Genomic DNA, 19,566 nt, shown 5'->3' on the forward strand with positions numbered 1-19,566 from the left:
GTGCTGGAGCTGGACAGTAACCTAAGTTCAAAAAATTATACTTTCTTATCTTTTAAAAAAACCGCTGTCCATTACGGCAGCGGTTTTTCTCATTAATCAGTAAATAGAGGTCGTTGATTCCGATGTATTTTCTATAATTTCTTTTACACGTTGTAAGAAACGGCCGCAAACCAATCCGTCTAATACTCTGTGATCAAGTGACATACATAGATTGACCATATCACGTACGGCAATCATGTTGTTGTTCATTATTACGGGGCGCTTGACGATTGATTCTACTTGTAAAATCGCAGCTTGTGGATAATTTATAATCCCCATTGATTGAATCGACCCAAATGAGCCGGTGTTATTAACGGTAAACGTCCCACCTTGCATATCTTCTGAACGGAGTTTTCCATTTCTGACCTTTACTGCAAGATCAGTAATTTCACGGGCAATTCCCTTGATCGTTTTCTCATCAGCATTTTTAATTACTGGTACATATAAGGCATCATCCGTAGCAACCGCAATCGAAATATTGATGTCTTTCTTTTGGATAATCTTGTCACCAGCCCACATGGAATTAATCTGTGGGAACTCCTTTAATGCCTGCGCGACAGCTTTTACAAAGAATGCAAAGAAAGTTAAATTGAAGCCTTCCTTATTCTTAAACTCATTCTTTAAGGAATTTCGATATTCTACAAGATTTGTTGCATCTACTTCAATCATCGTCCAAGCATGTGGAGCCTCATGCTTACTGCGGAGCATATTGGCCGCAATTGCTTTACGTATTCCCGTAACTGGGATTTCAATATCGCCAACTGCTACTGGGATATTCGGAGCCGGTGCAGCCTGTTTTGTAGTAGCAGGCTGTGTTGAAATCACTTGCACTGTTTCTTGGACTACTTCTGACTGCTTAGGCGCTTCAACCTTGATACCTGCACGCGGGATATTGCCTGAATCAATCAATTTCAGCAAATCTTTACGTGTAATCCGACCGCCAGCTCCGGTGCCTGTCACCTGAGTTAAATCAATTTCATGTTCTTGCGATATTTTTAACACTGCAGGAGAATAACGGGCTTTGTTCCCTTGCTCAGCAGGCGGAACAGCAATTGTTTCAACCATTTCAGTCTTTTTCTCACTAACTGCTGCTGCTTCGGTTTTCCCATCTTGGACTTCAATCGTACAAATAATTTCGCCGACTGCAAGTGTATCTCCATCTTCAGCAATCAATTCTTTAATAGTCCCTGTAAAGGAAGAAGGAACTTCTGCATTTACCTTATCTGTCATTATTTCAGCTAATGGATCGTATTTGTTTACTTTATCTCCGACAGAAACAAGCCATTTTGAGATTGTTCCTTCGGTTACGCTTTCCCCTAACTGAGGCATTCTAATTTGTTCAATAACCAAAATTCCAACCTCCTATTAGTACTCTGCAAGCTCTCGCATTGCTTTTTCGACTTTTTCAGGATTAACCATAAAGAATTTCTCCATTGTTGGTGCATATGGCATAGCTGGGACATCTGGTCCTGCTAAGCGCATAATTGGAGCATCTAATTCAAATAAGCAATTTTCAGCTATAATCGCAGATACCTCACTGATAATGCTTCCTTCTTTATTCGCCTCTGTCACGAGTAAGACTTTACCCGTCTTGGAAGCAGCTTCGATAATGGCTTCTTTATCTAAAGGATAAACCGTTCTTAAATCAAGAATATGTGCTGAAATGCCATCATTGGCTAATTTTTCTGCTGCTTGAAGGGCAAAATGCACACAAAGCCCATAGGTAATAACGGTAATGTCATCGCCTTCACGCTTCACATCGGCTTTCCCAATCGGCAAAGTATAATCATCTGTTGGTACTTCACCTTTGATTAACCGGTACGCCCGCTTATGTTCAAAAAACAATACTGGATCATTGTCTCGTATAGCTGCTTTTAGAAGCCCTTTTACATCATAAGGAGTGGACGGCATAACAATTTTCAAGCCTGGTGTATTCGCAAATAATGCCTCAACCGATTGAGAATGATAAAGTGCGCCGTGAACTCCGCCGCCATATGGTGCACGAATCACCATCGGACAGCTCCAGTCATTATTCGAACGATAACGAATCTTTGCTGCTTCTGAAATAATTTGGTTGACAGCAGGCATGATAAAATCAGCAAATTGCATTTCAGCAATCGGTCTCATTCCATACATCGCTGCCCCGATTCCTACCCCGGCAATGGCCGATTCAGCAAGTGGTGTATCAATTACACGCTCTTCACCAAACTGTTCATATAAGCCTTGAGTGGCCTTAAAGACCCCGCCTTTTATCCCAACGTCTTCACCGAGAACAAATACCTTTGGGTCCCTTTCCATTTCTTCCCGAATGGCCATTGTGACCGCGTCTATATAAGAAATTACTGCCATGTTATATCCCCCTTACTTATCCGCATAAACGTAATTCAACGCGTGTTCAGGTGCTGCATACGGTGCATTTTCAGCATAATCAGTGGCTTCATTCACTTGCTTCATCACACGATCGTTGATTTCTTTTTCCAACTCATCATCCATCACACCTGTTTCTTTCAAATAGGCGCCAAATGTAATGATTGGATCCTTCGTTTTTGCCTTAGCCACTTCATCGGGCGCTCGATAGGAACGGTCATCATCATCAGAAGAATGCGGTGTCAGTCTGTATGAGATGGTTTCTATTAATGAAGGTCCCGCACCGCGCCGTCCACGGTCCGCTGCTTCCTTTACTACTTTATATACTTCTAATGGATCATTCCCGTCAACTGTAAACCCAGGCATACCATAGCCAATTGCCCGATCCGAGACTTTCTCACAGCCCAATTGTTTTTCAATCGGAACAGAAATCGCATACTGATTATTTTCACACATGAATATAACAGGCAGCTTATGGACTCCAGCAAAGTTAGCCCCTTCATGAAAATCTCCTTGGTTGGAGGAACCTTCACCAAAAGTAACAAAGGTAACGAGGTCCTTTCTTTCCATTTTCCCTGCTAATGCTACACCAACAGCATGGGGAACCTGAGTTGTCACTGGAGATGATCCGGTAACGATGCGGTTTCTTTTTTGCCCAAAATGCCCAGGCATTTGGCGACCTCCAGAGTTTGGATCCTCCGCTTTTGCAAAACCGGATAACATTAAATCCTTTGGTGTCATCCCGAAAGTTAAGACAACTCCCATATCACGGTAATATGGCAGCACATAATCTTTTTCTTTATCAAGTGCAAATGCTGCACCTACTTGGGCTGCCTCTTGTCCTTGACATGATATAACAAATGGTATTTTACCCGCACGGTTCAATAACCACATCCGCTCATCAATCCGGCGTGCTAATAACATAGTTTCATACATTTCCAAAACATTTTCATCACTTAAACCTAATGCATGATGACGATTTCCAGTCATTTATTTTTACCTCCCATTTGTCGCATAAAAAATTCTAAGAATGGATCGCTCTGCCGTCAACTGCTAGTGCAGCTTCCCCAATCGCTTCAGAAAGCGTTGGGTGTGGATGGATTGTATGAGCAATTTCCCATGGAGTTGCATCCAATACCATTGCCAAACCTGCTTCTGTGATCATATCTGTCACATGTGGACCAATCATATGCACCCCTAGAATATCATTGGTTTCTTCATCAGCAACAATTTTGACAAAGCCATCGGATTCTCCGAATACAAGCGCCTTTCCGATTGCTCGAAAAGAAAATTTGCCCACTTTTACTTTATGCCCCTTATCTTTTGCCTGCGCTTCGGTTATTCCAACACTTGAAACTTCAGGATTACTATAAATACATCTAGAAACTAGGTTGTAATCAAGCACGGAAGGATCTTTTCCAGCAATATGCTCTACGGCAATAATTCCTTCATGAGAAGCAACATGTGCCAGCTGCAAGCCGCCATTTACATCTCCAATTGCGTAAATATGAGATTCTTTTGTTTGGTAAAATTCATTTGTTACGATAAATCCTTTTTCAATTTGGATTTCGGTATTTTCTAAGCCAATACCTTCGACATTCGCTTGACGACCTACCGATATAAGAAGCTTTTCTGCTTTAAATTCTTTCACGCCCGCTTTTACTTCAGCAGAAATCGTTACCCCTTCACCTTTTACAAGTGTTTCAGAAAGAACCTTTGCTCCTGTTACGAGTTTAACGCCCTTTTTCTTCATAAGGCGCTGCATTTCTTTGGAAATCTCGTGATCTTCTGTTGGAATAATCCGGTCGGCATATTCTATTACCGTTACTTCAACACCAAAATCAGAAAGCATCGATGCCCACTCAATCCCAATAACACCCCCACCAACGATAATAATCGAAGCAGGTAGGGTCATAAGCTCCAAGGCTTCATCTGAAGTTAGTACATATTCTCCATCAATATCTAATCCTGGGAGAGTTCTTGGTCTAGAACCAGTCGCGATTACAACATTTTTCGGAATGAGCATTTCATTTTCTTCGCCATTATTCATTTCAACTGAAATGGTCCCAGGCAGGGGTGAAAAAATGGAAGGACCCAAAATTCTGCCTAATCCTTCGTATACGTCAATTTTCCCTTGTTTCATTAAATGTTGGACACCTTTATGAAGAGTATCAATGATTTTATTTTTTCGCTCCTGAACCTTACCAAAGTTATAAGTAACTTCGCTGGTCATTACACCAAAATCTTCACTGTGCTTTGCTGCCCTAAAAACCTCGGCACTTCTTAAGAGTGCTTTACTTGGAATACAGCCTTTATGGAGGCATGTTCCCCCAAGCTTCCCTTTTTCGACAATAGCTGTTTTTAAGCCAAGTTGAGAGGCACGAATAGCAGCCACATAACCGCCAGTACCACCACCAAGAATGACTAAATCGTATTCTTGTGACACTATGTTTCCTCCCCAAATTTAGATTTTAGCTGTTTTAAAAGTACCTGGATAGTCTTTTACCATTTCCTCTCCACGTAACACCCTTAATGCCCCTTCAGCTAATGCTTGAAGTTCATTTTCACCAGGCTGGATAATCGTATCAGCTATCCAATTAATCCTATCGGTGATTGACTTCACAAATCCCTTACCATAGGCAAGACCACCTGTCAGGACAATTGCATCAACTTTCCCTGCTAATACGACGCTTGCGGCACCAATTTCCTTTGCAACCTGGTAGGCCATGGCTTCAAAGATTAGAGCTGCCTTTTGATCACCAGCTTCAATTCTCTTTTCAACTTCGACTGCATCGTTTGTTCCTAGATAGCTAACTAGTCCCCCTTGACCGACTAGTTTTTTCATGATTTCATCGCGGTAATATTGCCCTGAATAACATAGCGCTACTAAATCCCCTACAGGAACAGTTCCTGCGCGTTCAGGACTAAAAGGACCTTCACCATGGAGCCCATTGTTTACATCAATGACTCTGCCTTGCTTATGTACTCCAACGGTTATGCCGCCGCCCATATGTGTAATGATAAGATTTAACTCGGCATATTTTTTCCCTAATTCTCTTGCAACTCTTCTTGCCACTGCTTTTTGGTTTAATGCATGAAAAATACTTACTCGTTCGATTAAAGAAAAACCAGAAATTCTAGCAATCGGTTCGAGTTCATCAACCACAACAGGGTCGACAATAAAGGACGGAATATTTAAGCCTGAAGCGATTTCATATGCAATGATACCGCCTAGGTTGGAAGCGTGCTGACCGGCAAAACCAGTCCGTAAATCATTTAACATCATTTCATTGACTGCGTAGGTTCCACCCTCAATAGGACGGAGCACCCCTCCACGGCCACAAACTGCATTTAATTTAGAGATATTTACTCCTTCATTATCCAGTGTTTCCAAAATAGTGCTTTTTCTAAATTCGAATTGATCAATAATAGTAGAAAATGAATTAATTATTTCGGAATCATGACGGATCGTTTTTTCTAATATGGAAATTTCATTATCGAAGACCCCGATCTTAGTTGACGTTGAACCTGGGTTGATAGTGAGAATTCGATATTTTTTATCTGGCAAGGTATTTGGCCTCCATTTTTTCTCAATTCTATCTATTAAAGGGAAAAGACGCTGAATGACGTATTCAGCGCTTAGCCCTTCGTATTTTACAAATCTTAGCGTCTACTTAAAATATGATGGCCGTTTTGTAAGAATTGACTGCGTGAATTACGCATTTTTTCGATTCTTTCTTCAGCCATTCTATCAGCTGCAACATAGGTTGGAATGCCATCACGCTTTGAAATGGCAATTACCTTTTCAATACTTGCATAAATTTGATCAACCTTTTTCATGGCGCGTTCATGATTATAACCATAAAGTTCATCTGCAACATTGATTACGCCACCAGCATTAATAACATAATCAGGAGCATATACAATACCCAATTCATGGATAACATCACCATGTCGAGTATCTTTTAATTGGTTATTTGCAGAACCGGCAATAACTTTAGCTTTTAGCTGTGGGATGGTATCGTCATTTATTGTTGCACCTAGTGCACACGGAGCGTAGATATCACATTCAACACCATAGATTTCATTTGGGTCAACGGCACGTGCTCCAAAGTCTTCTACTGCGCGTTGTACAGCTTCTTTGTTAATATCGGTGACAATTAATTGTGCACCTTCTTCATGTAAGTACTTGCAAAGAGTATAGGCAACATTCCCCACACCTTGTATTGCAACCACTTTACCTTCTAAAGAATCTGAACCAAAGGCTTCTTTTGCAGCAGCTTTCATTCCTACATATACACCATAAGCAGTTACAGGTGAAGGATTTCCAGATGAGCCGAATGCGGGTGAAATTCCTGTAACATAATTTGTTTCTTCATGAATGATATCCATGTCAGCTACAGTTGTTCCTACATCCTCTGCTGTAATATATCTACCATTTAACCCTTGAATATAGCGACCAAAAGCACGGAACATTTCTTCGCTCTTATCCTTGCGCGGATCGCCAATGATCACGGTTTTACCGCCGCCAAGATTTAACCCTGCTGCAGCGTTTTTATAAGTCATTCCTTTTGCTAGACGTAATGCATCAATAATTGCAGCTTCCTCTGATTCATATGTCCACATACGGGTCCCGCCTAATGCAGGTCCTAATGTTGTATCATGTATAGCGATAATTGCTTTTAATCCAGATTGTTTATCTTGGCAAAATACGACTTGCTCGTAATCATATTGTTCTAAGTACTTAAAAATTTCCATGTGAAAAATCCTCCTCTAATTTGGCAACTATGAAATTCTATTTAGCAGCAGAGCAGATAGCGAGCGCAAGTGAGTACAACTTACTTTCAGCCGAATCCGCTCTTGAAGTTAATACGATTGGAGCCCTTGCACCAGCAATAACAGCTCCTACCTTCGCCTTTGCAAAATAAATTAATGACTTATATAAGACGTTTCCAACCTCGATCGTGGGAACTAATAAAATATCAGCCCTCCCCGCTACTTCACTATCAATCCCTTTGTGTTCAGCAGCTAAAGCAGAAACGGCATTATCTAATGCTAATGGTCCATCGATGATACAGCCCGATATTTGTCCCCGCTTATTCATCACTGTTAGTGCAGCGGCATCAATCGTTGCCTGCATTGCCGGATTGACAACTTCTACGGCTGCAATGGCAGCCACTTTGGGATATTTTATTCCAATTGCCCTAGCCAGTGATGCAGCATTTTTTATCATTTGAGCCTTTTGTTCTAAATCAGGGGAGATATTCATCCCAGCATCGGTTACGATGGTAAAGCGATCGAAATCAGGAACTTCAAAGACAGCTACATGTGATAAAACACTACCCGTTCTAAGACCGTATTCCTTGTTTAAGACTGCTTTTAAAAGGTTGCTTGTAGGGATATTCCCTTTCATCAACACGGTTGCTTCATTATTAAATACAGCCCTGACTGCCAGTTCTGCAGCCAACGCATTTGTATCAGCATGAACTACAGTAATCTTTTTGTTATTTTCGTTCAGGTGTTCGTGTTTACCATGTAAAATTGAATTAATTTTTTCTTTATCACCAAATAAAATAAAATTAGCTAGACCACGATTTAATGCTTCAATAACCGCTTCAATGACTTCTTCATCTTCTGCCACTGCAACGGCTACCGTGTTACCATCAAGTTGGGTTGCTTTGTTTATTAGTGATTCAAGTAACAAGCTGTCATCAACCCTTTCTCCCTGCAACTCCATATTTATGTATGCAATATCCATGCCAGTTTGAATATAGTTGAAAACGCTTAATAACTCCAAATTCTATACGCAATAGGTTTCATACTGTGAAAATTATTGCATGCTATTATTTTCAAGTTTGTACTTGTCTAATTTATAATACAGATTCCTAACGGATACTCCAAGTGTTTTAGCAGTAGCGGTTTTATTTCCATTTAAGCGGTGAAGAGTTTGTGTGATAATTTCAGCTTCATACTCTTCAACCATTTCGGTTAACGATCGCCCCTGCTGAATGGATTCGTTATGGTCAGTTAGAAGTGGCTCACTTCCCGGTTTTTTTGGTCTAAGTTCTGGCAGGTGATGCACATTAATGAAAGTTTCATAATAATTCATAAAAATTATCGCTCTGCCAAGAATATTTTCTAGTTCCCTGACATTCCCCGGCCAATCATAATTCATTAATTTAAGCACTGCCGTTTGGGTAACTCCATCGACATTTCTGCCATAATCACGATTAATTTTTTGAATAAGCCTTTCGCACAATACAGGAATCTCTTCTTTCCGATTCCGGAGTGGCGGTATATGTATTGGCATACGATTTAAACGATAGTATAAGTCTTCCCTAAAAGAACCTTTTGCAATTCCTTTTTCAAGATTCACGTGGGTTGCCGCAATGATTCTAACATTTATCGGTACAGGCTTTGTCCCACCGACTCGGGTGATTTCATTTTCCTGCAATACTCTGAGTAATTTTGCTTGGGTATTGGCTGATAATTCACCTATTTCATCAAGGAAAATACTACCGTTGTTTGCTTCTTCAAAAAAGCCCCTTTTCCCACCTCTTTTTGCCCCAGAAAACGCGCCCTCTTCATATCCAAATAACTCACTCTCTAGAAGAGACTCAGAGATTGCAGCACAATTAACACGGATAAATTTGTTGTATTTTCGATCACTTGCATTATGTATAGCATGGGCAAACAATTCTTTTCCTGTACCGGATTCTCCACGTAACAGGACAGTTGCCGGCGTTTTTGCCCCAAGCTTTGCCTGCTCAACCGCAAGCATCATTTCCTCTGAACTGCCGATAATATCCTCGAAGGTATACTTCGCTTCAAGGGTACGAATGATTTGACGTGCTCGATTTAATTCCCGGTTTAGAGATTTAATTTCTGACATATCATGAATAACCCCGACACTGCCTTTTAATTTTCCTTTTACAATAATCGGTGCGACATTAACAATGACTTCCCGTTTATTGGCACCCACTCGCATCGGAACACCGCGTACTGCTCTTCTTGTTTGCAACACCTTCATATGCATACTTTCGCCCTCTGATATATCAGCAGTGGCTGGCTGGCCAATAACCTGTTCTTGAGTAAGCCCAGTAAGGCGGGTATAGGCGGGATTAATGAGAATACCCCTGCCGTTTTCATCTACTACCGAAATGGCATCATCGCTGGAATGAATAATCGCCTGAAGCATCGTTTGGATTTCTTTTAAGTCGGTAATTTCTTCAGCCAGATTAACTACTTCTGTGATATCCTTAAAAACGGCAAATGCTCCGATTAAGGTTCCATTTTCTTCAATGATAGGAATTCGGGTAGTAATAATTTTCCGGCCATTTCCCAATATCATTTCTTGATTGGTTTCTATTCTTCTTGTTTCAAGAATTTGCGGGAGTCTACTTTCTGGTATGACTTCAACAACAAATGCTCCAATGGCTTGTTCACGTTTTACACCTGTCATTTCTTCAGCACGGCGGTTATATAGAATCACAAAGCCATTTGCATCGATTACAATCATCCCATCATTCGTCGCATTGAAGATTAATTCCTGCTGATAAGAGACATTTTGGTGTTTAATAATCAATTCTTCTTTTTCTTCGAGAAGCCTTGCAAGAAGAAATGCAACACTCCCGGGTATTAACACCGTTTTCTTTTCTTTGGTGCTCCTTAACTCGATAAATACAAATTCATTTCCTGTTACCTCAATAATTATATCAATATTTTCAGTTAAAAACGGCTTCCAATCTGTCCCGGTTTTTATCCCCAGACTTTGTGCTAATAAGATCCCTGGTGCATCAAAGTTCCTGTCAATCACAACCTGGACATTAAGAACCTCAGTTTCATTGAGTAATTTAAGGATCGCTGAACCACCTTTACCGGCTCCAACAATCATGACATTTTGCATTTTTTCGCCCCTTTATTATAGTTGAAAGCTAGAAAACTTTTTCATACCCATATAATCGAAAGCATGCAATATATTTCATTATTTATTCTATATTTTTTTTGGTATCTTGACAAATTAATTCTTTGTACTAGTATTTTTCTTGTAGGGATTTACTTATTTGACTTACTATACAATTGGAAGGATTTATTATGAAGCGGATTTTTGCTCTACTTATATTAGTAATTCCAGGAATTTTAGCTGGTTATGGAATTAAATTAATGCGCGATATGACTTTTGGCATTCTTCAAAGCCCAATTCCTTTCTTATGGCTGCAATTTCTGATTGGACTCGTCCTATTCATTGGCGGCTTAGGCTTTGTCGCAGGGTTCATTTTTCATCGTGATCGGAAAAGAAATAAAGTACAAACAAGGTTTACAAAAAAATAATAGAGACCATTAAGTTTAGGTCTCTTTTCCCAATTGTTTTTTCATTTTTAGAGCCTTAACCGGATCGTCTGTGATGAGGGCGCTACAGTTTATTTTTAACAGCTTGGCGATGTCTGCATCTTTATTCACGGTGTATGGTCTAACTGATATCCCATTTTTCATCGACTCTTTGATTATTTCCTCTGTAATGGATGAGAATTTCGGATGAATCCCTTGTGCTCGAATTGATTGCGCATATACCCATGGCATATAAATTCGCTCATTAAAAAGTGGTGCTGTTTCGATTTCGGGTGCCATCCGATAACTTAATACAATACTGTAGTGATTAAAAGAAGAAATGACAATTCTATCGCTCAAGTCATATTCTCTCACTAGCTTTATTACCTTCTCTTCCATACCTTCGTATGGGAGTATCCCATTCTTTAGTTCAATATTACAAATTAACTGATTGGTCTTCATCCATTCTAATACCTCAATCAATGATGGTATCGGTTCTTTTTTTTCACCTTTTTTATTGGCGTTAAACATTCGGATTTCTTTAAATGTAAGATCTTTAACAAAGCCATTTCCAGTTGTTGTCCGGTCGACCTTTTCATCATGAATGACAACAACTTCACCATCTTTCGTTACTTGGACATCAAGCTCTATGCCATCTGCACCTGCCTTTTCAGCAGCAACAAAAGCACTCATGGTATTTTCAGCAAAAACAGCAGAATAACCACGGTGTGCAAAAATTTGTGTCATTACTTCACATCCTAACTAAAAAATTGGAGGTAGGAACTTGCCATGAAACCTTTACAATTATCGCCTGAAACCGCAATTAAGCTTGCAGAAAAACTTAATGTTCCATTAGAACAACTGATGCATATGCCACAGCATATACTTATTCAAAAATTAATGGAATTAGAAAAAGAAAAATAATATTCATACCATTAAAAAAGTCTTCATCAAAAATGAAGACTTTTTTAATTATATTAATGGTCTCTTCAAGAAGCCTTATGCTCTAAACGAAGTTTATCGGCTACCATTGCGATAAATTCAGAATTTGTAGGCTTAGCCTTAGACATGCTTACAGTATAACCAAATAAGGAGGAGATAGAATCAATGTTTCCACGGCTCCATGCTACTTCAATAGCATGACGGATCGCACGTTCGACACGGCTAGCTGTGGTGTTATATTTTTTCGCAATATCAGGGTATAACACCTTTGTGATTGATCCTAGTAATTCAATATCATTATAAACCATTGAAATCGCTTCACGTAAATATAAATAGCCCTTAATATGTGCCGGAACACCAATTTCATGGATAATGCTGGTAATGCTGGCATCTAGATTTCTTGGTTTGTTTTCAGTATGTGAGCGATAATTCCCTGTTGGAACCTTACGACTAACCTGACTGCTTTTTCCACTTACTTGACGTATATGGCTTCCTAAGTTCTCCATATCAAATGGTTTTAAAATAAAGTACGATGCACCAAGCTCTACAGCCTTCTTAGTAACGTCTTCTTGCCCAAATGCAGTAAGCATTATAACATTAGGAATAGCACCCTTTTTCAGTTCTCTTAAGCGCTCTAGGACGGCTAAACCATCAAGATGAGGCATAATAATATCTAAAACGAGTACATCCGGATCTGTTGATTCAAGAAGGTCTAAACAATCCTGACCATTATGTGCTATACCTGCAATTTCCATATCATCTTGGGAAGAAATATAATCTTCTAATAATCCTACTAACTCCCGATTGTCGTCTACCACACATACTTTAATCTTTTTCACCTTTATTTCCTCCTCAAACCCAAATGGTCAGATCTATTTTATATTTAATTATTTTTTCTCTTAATTCTATTCTAAATTAGAAATTCGACAATGCAACTAAAATTCCTTTAGTTTTTTTAATATTTCTTAAAATAGTGAAAAAATCTTATCTTTTCTTTGTTTTCCTTTAAATTTCGACTAAATTCGCAATGTTCGTCTAGGTTCACCAAGGTTTGTCGAATTTTCTTTATACACAAACAAAATGGGCGAATTCGCCCATTTTTTGTTCCCGCTTCCGCTTTTCGTATCAACTTGCCTTTTCCTGTGTTTTCTCATATATGTTAATTCCCGCTTCATTTAACATCCATTCAATGTGTACTCCGTAACCAGAGGTTGGATCATTGACAAAGACATGTGTAACTGCTCCAATCAGCTTACCGTCCTGAATAATCGGACTCCCACTCATCCCTTGAACGATTCCACCCGTTTTTTCGAGAAGCCTGGGATCAGTAACTTTTATAACCATGCCTTTCGTGGCTGGAAATTTCTGCGGGATCGTGCTGACAATTTCAATTTCAAACTCTTCAACTTTGTCATCATTCACCACTGTTAAGATTTTTGCCTTACCTTCCTTTACTTGGTGGGATAAAGCGATCGGCAGCGGCATATCCATAATTCCATTCTTTAATTCTTTATTCAAAACTCCAAATATGCCAAATGGACTATTTTTTTGGATGTTTCCGACAATTTCTCGGTCTGAAGAAAAGCGAGCAAGCTTTTCGCCAGGATCTCCGTTACTCCCTTTTTCAATCGAGGTAACAGTTGAACGGACGATTTGACCATCCTCAACGACAATTGGCTTTTTCGTATCCATATCGGAAATTACATGTCCTAAGGCACCATATTTTTTCGATTGCGGATGAAAAAATGTCATCGTTCCAATTCCTGCTGCTGAATCACGAATATATAATCCAAGCTTATAGGAGTTTTCTCCCTTTTCTTTCAGTGGAGTAAGTTTCGTCGTAAACTTACCACTTTCCCTGCTAATGATCATATCTAATGCTTTTCCGCCTTGCCCTGCATCTTGGACAAATGGTGCAACATCTGTCATCTTTTCTATTTTGTTTCCATTAATTTCAGTAATAATATCACCAATTTTAATCCCTGCAAGCTCGCCTGGAGATTTTTTCCCATCTTCGGTATTAACTAAATGGTGACCTACGACCAATACGCCAACCGTATTTAATTTAACACCAATGGATTGTCCACCTGGCTGGACTCTAAAATCCTTTAAGACATTAACATCGACCTTTTTTACGGGTATTCCTGCAAATTCTAATAACATTTCTTCTTTGCCTTTTTCCCTTGCAATTAACGCAACTTGATCTTGATCTTGTTCAAGTGTGATGTTCGAATTGTGAGATACTAAAGAGGCTGAAACCGGTACAGCCTTTTGAAAGTTATAGTCTTGTCCTTCAAAGACGGTTATCGTCTTTGGTATATCAAGGTACTGCTGAAATGGTTGAAAAAAAAGAACGCTGATTAATGAAACAAGGAGAATTCCACCAATGATCTTTCTAATTATTTCTAACTTCAAAATCTTCACTCTCCTCGCTTCTGCTTCACTTCCACATTATAACGAAATGGCTACATCTATAATTTTGCCTGCATCAGCAGCATTTATAACCTGAGACAACATAAAAAAGCTCCCCTATTTGGGAAGCTTTTCAATTTTTTTATTTTTTGATGCTAAAAATAACAATTCTTCTGCATGTTTCTTTGTCAAATCCGTGATTTCAACACCCGAAATCATTCGGCCGATTTCCTTTATTTTCTCATCATCCGTTAGGGGAGTTACGGAAGTTTTTGTTCTGCCGCCTTTGGTGACTTTAGAAATAAACAAGTGTATATCGGCCATTGCAGCCACTTGTGGTAAATGTGAAATACATAAAACTTGCGAATCTACAGCTACTTTATAAATTTTTTCAGCAATTGATTGTGCCACTCTGCCGCTTACACCAGTATCTACTTCGTCAAAAATGATGGATGTAACTCCTTGGTGTTTGGAAAAAATGCTCTTAAGTGCCAACATGATTCTCGATAATTCACCACCAGAGGCAATTTTAGATAACGGCTTTAATGGTTCCCCAGGATTCGTTGAAATAAAAAACTCGAGATGATCAACACCATTTTTTGTGAAATGAGGCAATATAGATTCAAATCGGATTTCAAAGACTGTTTTTGCCATGTATAGCGCTTTTAATTCATTATGTATTAATTTTGTCAGTTTTCCAGCCCATCGTTTCCGCAGTTCTGTCAGTTGTTTAGCTTCAAGAGTGAGGTCCTTTTTAATTGAAGCTAATTGCTTCTCTAATTGCCCTATATGTGTTTCCTTATTTTGCAGGGTTTCAATTTCTTCTTCAATTTTCGCAGCATATTCTAAAATTTCATCGATCGTTTTTCCATACTTCCGCTTTAATTGATTAATTTCGTTTAATCTTTCTTCGATCCCATTTAATCGCTGCGGATCGTATTCTAGTCCATCTAGTTCATTTCTTAACATTCGGGAAGCATCCTCTAATTGGTAAAAGCTGTTCATGACGGATTCATATAGTTCCTTATAAGTTGAATCCAAAGCTGCCGCATCTTCAAGTTGTCCCATTACCATACTAATCCAATCAAGCCCTTTTTGTTCACCTGTTAAGGCATTATAACTCGATTGAATCGCATCAAAAACACGTTCGAAATTCACTAGCCTTCTTTTTTCTTCAAAAAGATCTTCATCTTCATGGAGTTTTAAATTTGCTTTTTGAATCTCATCAAATTGAAATTGAATGAGATCTAAACGATGGGCAGTTTGCTGCTCATTCTCACTTAATGCTTTAAGCTTCTGATAAGTTTGTTCATAACGGCGAAACACCTCTTGATATTCTGAAAGAGAAGGAGAAATTTGTTCAAACCCAAATTGGTCAAGCAATGGCAGGTGTCTGCTTTCATCCATTAAATCTTGATGTTCGTGCTGACTATGTATATCCACTAAGGTCGAACCAACTTCCCGAAGAGTCGAAATGGTGACAAGCTTACCATTAATTCTACACACACTTTTACCTGACTTCGATATATCTCTTCGTAAAACGACCATTCCCTCTTCAATTTCTATTCCAAACTCAAGTGCCTTTGAAGAACAAGGATGGTGCTCTTCTATCTGGAATAAACCTTCGATTTCTGCTTTTTCCGCTCCATGCCTGACAAATTCTGCGGATCCTCTGCCGCCTACCAGTAAGTGGATCGCATCAATGATAATCGATTTCCCTGCACCGGTTTCCCCTGTTAAAACGGTTAACCCCTTGTCAAAAGAAGTAGAAAGTGCCTCTATAATCGCAAAATTCTTAATCGATAGTTCTGATAACAAGCTACATTCCCCCCTCTAAAGCATATCAAGGAACCGATTGGTGATTATCTCTGTATCTTCTGGTGTACGACAAATAATTAATATCGTATCATCTCCACAGATGGTTCCCAAAATTTCTTCCCAATCCAGATTATCGAGGAGAGCCCCAATAGCCATAGCATTACCTGGCAGGCATTTCATTACCAGCAAATGGCCAGCGGAATCAATCCGAACAAAGGCATCCATTAATGACCTTTTTAATTTTTGCAATGGATTAAAACGTTGATCTGCTGGAAGGCTATATTTGTATCTTCCATCCAACAATGGAACTTTTACCAAATGTAGTTCTTTAATGTCTCGAGATACTGTTGCCTGTGTAACATTAAAACCTGCACTCTTTAACTCATCAACAAGTTCATCTTGTGTTTCAATATCATTACTAGTAATAATTTCTCTAATTTTTATATGTCGTTGGCCTTTATTCAATCGATTCACCCCGTAATTATCAAAACATTTAAGTGATTTTGTACAAAAATGTCGCTTCTACAAATATGTTAGCCCATTTTGCCAAGGATGTACAATTATTATTTTGGAAAAAAGCTTTGTTAAAATTGACTGTTGATTTGAGCTCCAGGCGCTACGCTTTCCGCGGGCGGGCCGGGGAGCCTCCTCGGCGCTGAAGCGCCTGCGGGGTCTCCCCAGCCCCGTCCTCCTGCAGGAGTCGAGCGCCTTCCGCTCAAATCAACAGGTTATAAAATCAATATTAACACAGCCAAAAAAGGATAAGCATATGCCTATCCTTCTACATCTTGTTTGGTTTTTAATTCTTTATGGGAGTTTTCTACTATTTGTGATGGCTCAATCGGCAATAGGTTTTGACCTTTTTCCTGTTCACCACCCCATCTGAGATGTAGTAGAAATTCAATATTCCCATCTCCTCCTGTTATGGGGGAAAAAGATAAATTAACTACATTAAATCCTTGTTCAAGGGAAAAATCGACAATTTTATTAACAACCTGTAAATGTACCTTTTCATCGCGAACAATACCTTTTTTACCAACTTGCTCACGACCAGCTTCAAATTGCGGCTTTACAAGGGCAACAATATCACTGCCAGGTACAAGAAGCGTCTTTAAGACCGGTATGATTAATTTTAAAGAAATAAAGGAAACATCAATCGTTGCAAAATTAGGCATTTCCCCTGCTAAATCTTGTGGTGTTACATAGCGAAAGTTGGTTCTCTCCATCACCACTACTCGTTCATCTTGACGAAGCTTCCATGCAAGTTGGTTATAGCCAACATCCAAGGCATAGGACATTTTCGCACCATTTTGCAGTGCACAGTCAGTAAATCCTCCCGTTGAAGCACCGATATCGAGCATCGTCTTATCCTTGACTGACACATCAAAAACTTTTAAAGCCTTTTCTAACTTAAGCCCACCCCGGCTGACATAAGGAAGAGCATTACCTTTAATCATTAATGGGATATCTATTTTTACTTTCTCGCCGGGTTTTTCTAAACGTTCTTCATTGGAATATACTAATCCAGCCATAATGGAACGTTTTGCTTTTTCCCTCGTTTCAGCTAAGCCTCTTTCAACTAATAACACATCTAATCTTTCTTTATTCTTCATGGTTAGGCCCTTTGTTGTTTTTTTCGTGCAAGTATGGTCATTCTTTTAACTACTTCCGAAGTAGTCATCCCAATTTCTTCAAGTAATGAATTTACATCACCATGTTCGATAAATTTATCTGGTATTCCCATTCTATCAATTGCTTGCTGGTAAAACCCATGATCATGTGCGAATTCGAGTATAGAACTTCCAAAGCCGCCCTGGAGCACAGCTTCTTCAATTGTAAGGATAGGGATATTTTTTGAGAATAACTGGTTGAGCATTTTTTCATCCAACGGCTTTATGAAACGAGCATTTACTACCCCTACAGCAATTCCTTGTTTTTCTAGAATTTCCGCTGCTTCCAGCGCCATTGGAATCGTTGTACCAAAGGTTAAGATTGCAGCATCTTCGCCTTCCTTCAACACTTCCCATGTACCAATTGGAATACTTTTATATGTTTCATCCATCGGTACACCTAAACCATTTCCTCGAGGGTATCTCATCGCAATCGGACCATCATCATAATGGACCGCAGTATAAACCATATGCTGCCCTTCATTTTCATCTTTAGGCATCATTAGCACTAAATTTGGAACATGTCTTAAAAAAGCAATGTCAAACACTCCCTGATGGGTCTCACCATCTGCTCCGACTAAGCCTGCCCGGTCAATTCCAATAAAAACATTTAAATTTTGGCGGCAGATATCATGAACAACCTGATCATATGCCCTTTGTAAAAATGTGGAGTAAATTGCTAAAAACGGCTTCATGTTTTGAGTGGCCAATCCAGCAGCGACCGTAGCAGCATGCTGCTCGGCAATCCCAACATCATACATTCTCTCTGGAAACTCACTTGCAAAGCCCTCTAGCTTTGAACCGACTGGCATAGCAGGTGTTATCGCTACAATCCGTTCATCCTCACGTGCTAACTTGCGAACCGTTTCACTTACTAAGCTACTCCAAGCTGGTGGTGGTGTTTTAGCTGGTTTAACAAAAGCACCCGTATCCATCTTATATGGTCCTGTTCCGTGCCATGTACCTGTCGTATCACTTTCAGCAGGATAGAAGCCTTTTCCCTTTTTCGTAATAACATGAAGAAGAACGGGACCTTCTGTTTTTTTGGCGTAACGGAAATTTTCAAATAATGCTTCATAATCATGTCCATCAACCGGACCTAAGTATGTGAAGCCCATTTCTTCAAAGAACATGCCAGAAACAAATAAATATTTTAAACTGTCTTTTATTCGTTCGGCTGTTGCTGCAAGTTTCCCTCCAACAGCAGGGACCTTTTTCAAGAGCAGCTCTAATTCATCTTTCACCCATTGATATTTCCCAGCTGTACGCAATTGGCCAAGTATATTATTGATTGCACCGACATTCGGGGCTATCGACATTTCATTATCATTTAGAATGACAATCATGTTTTTCTTCTCATGACCAATATGGTTTAATGCTTCTAAGGCCATTCCACCTGTTAATGCACCATCACCAATAATTGGTACGACATAGGAATGTTCCTTTTTCAAATCTCTTGCAATAGCCATTCCCATTGCAGCTGAAAGTGAAGTAGAGCTATGACCCGTCTCCCAAACATCATGTTCACTTTCATTTCTTTTTGGGAAGCCGCATAGTCCTTTATATTGACGCAATGTATCAAATTCACAAGCCCTGCCTGTAAGTATTTTATGAACGTAAGACTGGTGTCCTACATCCCAGATAAATTTATCTTTGGGGCTATCAAAGCACTTATGTAAGGCAATTGTTAATTCGACAACACCTAAGTTCGGTCCAATATGGCCTCCAGTCACTGATAGCTTTTCAATCAAAAATTGACGTATCTCTTGACTCAATACTTCCAATTCTTGATTTGACATTCCTTTTAAAAAGGAAGGGTCTTTTATTGATAACAGATCCATTTTTGGACCACTCACTTTCATACAATTTCTTTCAGATATCAAACAGTAAAAAATAGCCGCTAACACAAGAAGTGGTAACGGCATTGACAACGTTCTCTACATTGACAACAATTATAACACAATTACATTGTTGTTCAAATACCAGTTAT

At 39.3% G+C, this 19,566-nt stretch carries 17 protein-coding genes; 2 read left to right on the forward strand and 15 right to left on the reverse strand.

Going from position 1 to position 19,566, the window contains the following annotated elements:
* Positions 1 to 96: 96 nt before the first annotated feature.
* The 8 genes from BLR86_RS03350 to BLR86_RS03385 all read right to left on the reverse strand — a co-directional run bounded on the left by BLR86_RS03350 (position 97) and on the right by BLR86_RS03385 (position 10,312).
* Positions 97 to 1,389, reverse strand: coding sequence for a dihydrolipoamide acetyltransferase family protein (locus tag BLR86_RS03350; protein WP_090758301.1), 1,293 nt, complete (start codon positions 1,387 to 1,389; stop codon positions 97 to 99).
* Between the two features lie 15 nt (positions 1,390 to 1,404).
* Positions 1,405 to 2,388, reverse strand: coding sequence for an alpha-ketoacid dehydrogenase subunit beta (locus BLR86_RS03355; protein ID WP_090758303.1), 984 nt, complete (start codon positions 2,386 to 2,388; stop codon positions 1,405 to 1,407).
* Positions 2,389 to 2,400: 12 nt separating this feature from the next.
* Positions 2,401 to 3,396 carry a thiamine pyrophosphate-dependent dehydrogenase E1 component subunit alpha gene (locus tag BLR86_RS03360; protein WP_090758305.1) on the reverse strand — a complete coding sequence of 332 codons (996 nt, stop codon included), beginning with the start codon at positions 3,394 to 3,396 and terminating at the stop codon, positions 2,401 to 2,403.
* A 34-nt stretch (positions 3,397 to 3,430) separates the two neighbouring features.
* Positions 3,431 to 4,852 (reverse strand): dihydrolipoyl dehydrogenase, encoded by a 1,422-nt coding sequence (gene lpdA, locus BLR86_RS03365; RefSeq protein WP_090758306.1) that lies wholly within the window; start codon positions 4,850 to 4,852, stop codon positions 3,431 to 3,433.
* 18 nt (positions 4,853 to 4,870) lie between these two features.
* Positions 4,871 to 5,974 (reverse strand): butyrate kinase, encoded by a 1,104-nt coding sequence (gene buk, locus BLR86_RS03370; protein WP_090758308.1) that lies wholly within the window; start codon positions 5,972 to 5,974, stop codon positions 4,871 to 4,873.
* 95 nt (positions 5,975 to 6,069) lie between these two features.
* On the reverse strand, positions 6,070 to 7,164 hold the full coding sequence (gene bcd / locus BLR86_RS03375) for a branched-chain amino acid dehydrogenase (RefSeq protein WP_090758310.1): 1,095 nt from the start codon (positions 7,162 to 7,164) through the stop codon (positions 6,070 to 6,072).
* Between the two features lie 37 nt (positions 7,165 to 7,201).
* Positions 7,202 to 8,143, reverse strand: a complete 942-nt coding sequence (gene yqiS / locus BLR86_RS03380) for a phosphate butyryltransferase (protein ID WP_090759407.1) — start codon at positions 8,141 to 8,143, stop codon at positions 7,202 to 7,204.
* 93 nt (positions 8,144 to 8,236) lie between these two features.
* The gene (locus BLR86_RS03385; RefSeq protein WP_090758311.1) at positions 8,237 to 10,312 is read right to left on the reverse strand and encodes a sigma-54 interaction domain-containing protein; all 2,076 of its coding nucleotides are present in this window, start codon (positions 10,310 to 10,312) and stop codon (positions 8,237 to 8,239) included.
* 188 nt (positions 10,313 to 10,500) lie between these two features.
* Between BLR86_RS03385 and BLR86_RS03390 the strand changes: the two genes are divergently transcribed.
* The gene (locus BLR86_RS03390; RefSeq protein WP_090758313.1) at positions 10,501 to 10,737 is read left to right on the forward strand and encodes a DUF2627 domain-containing protein; all 237 of its coding nucleotides are present in this window, start codon (positions 10,501 to 10,503) and stop codon (positions 10,735 to 10,737) included.
* 15 nt (positions 10,738 to 10,752) lie between these two features.
* On the opposite strand, the gene BLR86_RS03395 is transcribed toward BLR86_RS03390, so the two are convergent.
* The gene (locus BLR86_RS03395) at positions 10,753 to 11,481 is read right to left on the reverse strand and encodes a glycerophosphodiester phosphodiesterase (RefSeq protein ID WP_090758315.1); all 729 of its coding nucleotides are present in this window, start codon (positions 11,479 to 11,481) and stop codon (positions 10,753 to 10,755) included.
* Between the two features lie 42 nt (positions 11,482 to 11,523).
* Here BLR86_RS03395 and BLR86_RS03400 point away from each other — a divergent pair, with 42 nt between their 5' ends.
* Entirely contained in the window at positions 11,524 to 11,658 is a 135-nt protein-coding gene (locus tag BLR86_RS03400) for a YycC family protein (RefSeq protein ID WP_090758317.1), read from the forward strand.
* Between the two features lie 65 nt (positions 11,659 to 11,723).
* Here BLR86_RS03400 and spo0A read toward each other — a convergent pair whose 3' ends face one another.
* From spo0A to dxs, 6 genes are all read right to left on the reverse strand, one after another.
* Positions 11,724 to 12,515, reverse strand: coding sequence for a sporulation transcription factor Spo0A (gene spo0A, locus BLR86_RS03405; protein WP_090758319.1), 792 nt, complete (start codon positions 12,513 to 12,515; stop codon positions 11,724 to 11,726).
* Between the two features lie 286 nt (positions 12,516 to 12,801).
* Entirely contained in the window at positions 12,802 to 14,091 is a 1,290-nt protein-coding gene (gene spoIVB / locus BLR86_RS03410; RefSeq protein WP_090758321.1) for a SpoIVB peptidase, read from the reverse strand.
* A gap of 114 nt (positions 14,092 to 14,205) precedes the next feature.
* On the reverse strand, positions 14,206 to 15,906 hold the full coding sequence (gene recN, locus BLR86_RS03415) for a DNA repair protein RecN (protein ID WP_090758324.1): 1,701 nt from the start codon (positions 15,904 to 15,906) through the stop codon (positions 14,206 to 14,208).
* Positions 15,907 to 15,921: 15 nt separating this feature from the next.
* Entirely contained in the window at positions 15,922 to 16,371 is a 450-nt protein-coding gene (argR, locus tag BLR86_RS03420) for a transcriptional regulator AhrC/ArgR (RefSeq protein WP_090758326.1), read from the reverse strand.
* Positions 16,372 to 16,679: 308 nt separating this feature from the next.
* Complete coding sequence (locus BLR86_RS03425; RefSeq protein ID WP_090758328.1) at positions 16,680 to 17,519, reverse strand: TlyA family RNA methyltransferase; 840 nt, start codon at positions 17,517 to 17,519, stop codon at positions 16,680 to 16,682.
* Positions 17,520 to 17,521: 2 nt separating this feature from the next.
* A complete protein-coding gene (gene dxs / locus BLR86_RS03430) occupies positions 17,522 to 19,417 on the reverse strand; it encodes a 1-deoxy-D-xylulose-5-phosphate synthase (protein ID WP_090759409.1) in 1,896 nt (631 codons plus the stop codon).
* Positions 19,418 to 19,566: the final 149 nt, after the last annotated feature.

It is taken from the genome of Bacillus sp. OK048, assembly GCF_900103525.1.
In the GTDB taxonomy this organism is placed as follows: domain Bacteria; phylum Bacillota; class Bacilli; order Bacillales; family Cytobacillaceae; genus Neobacillus.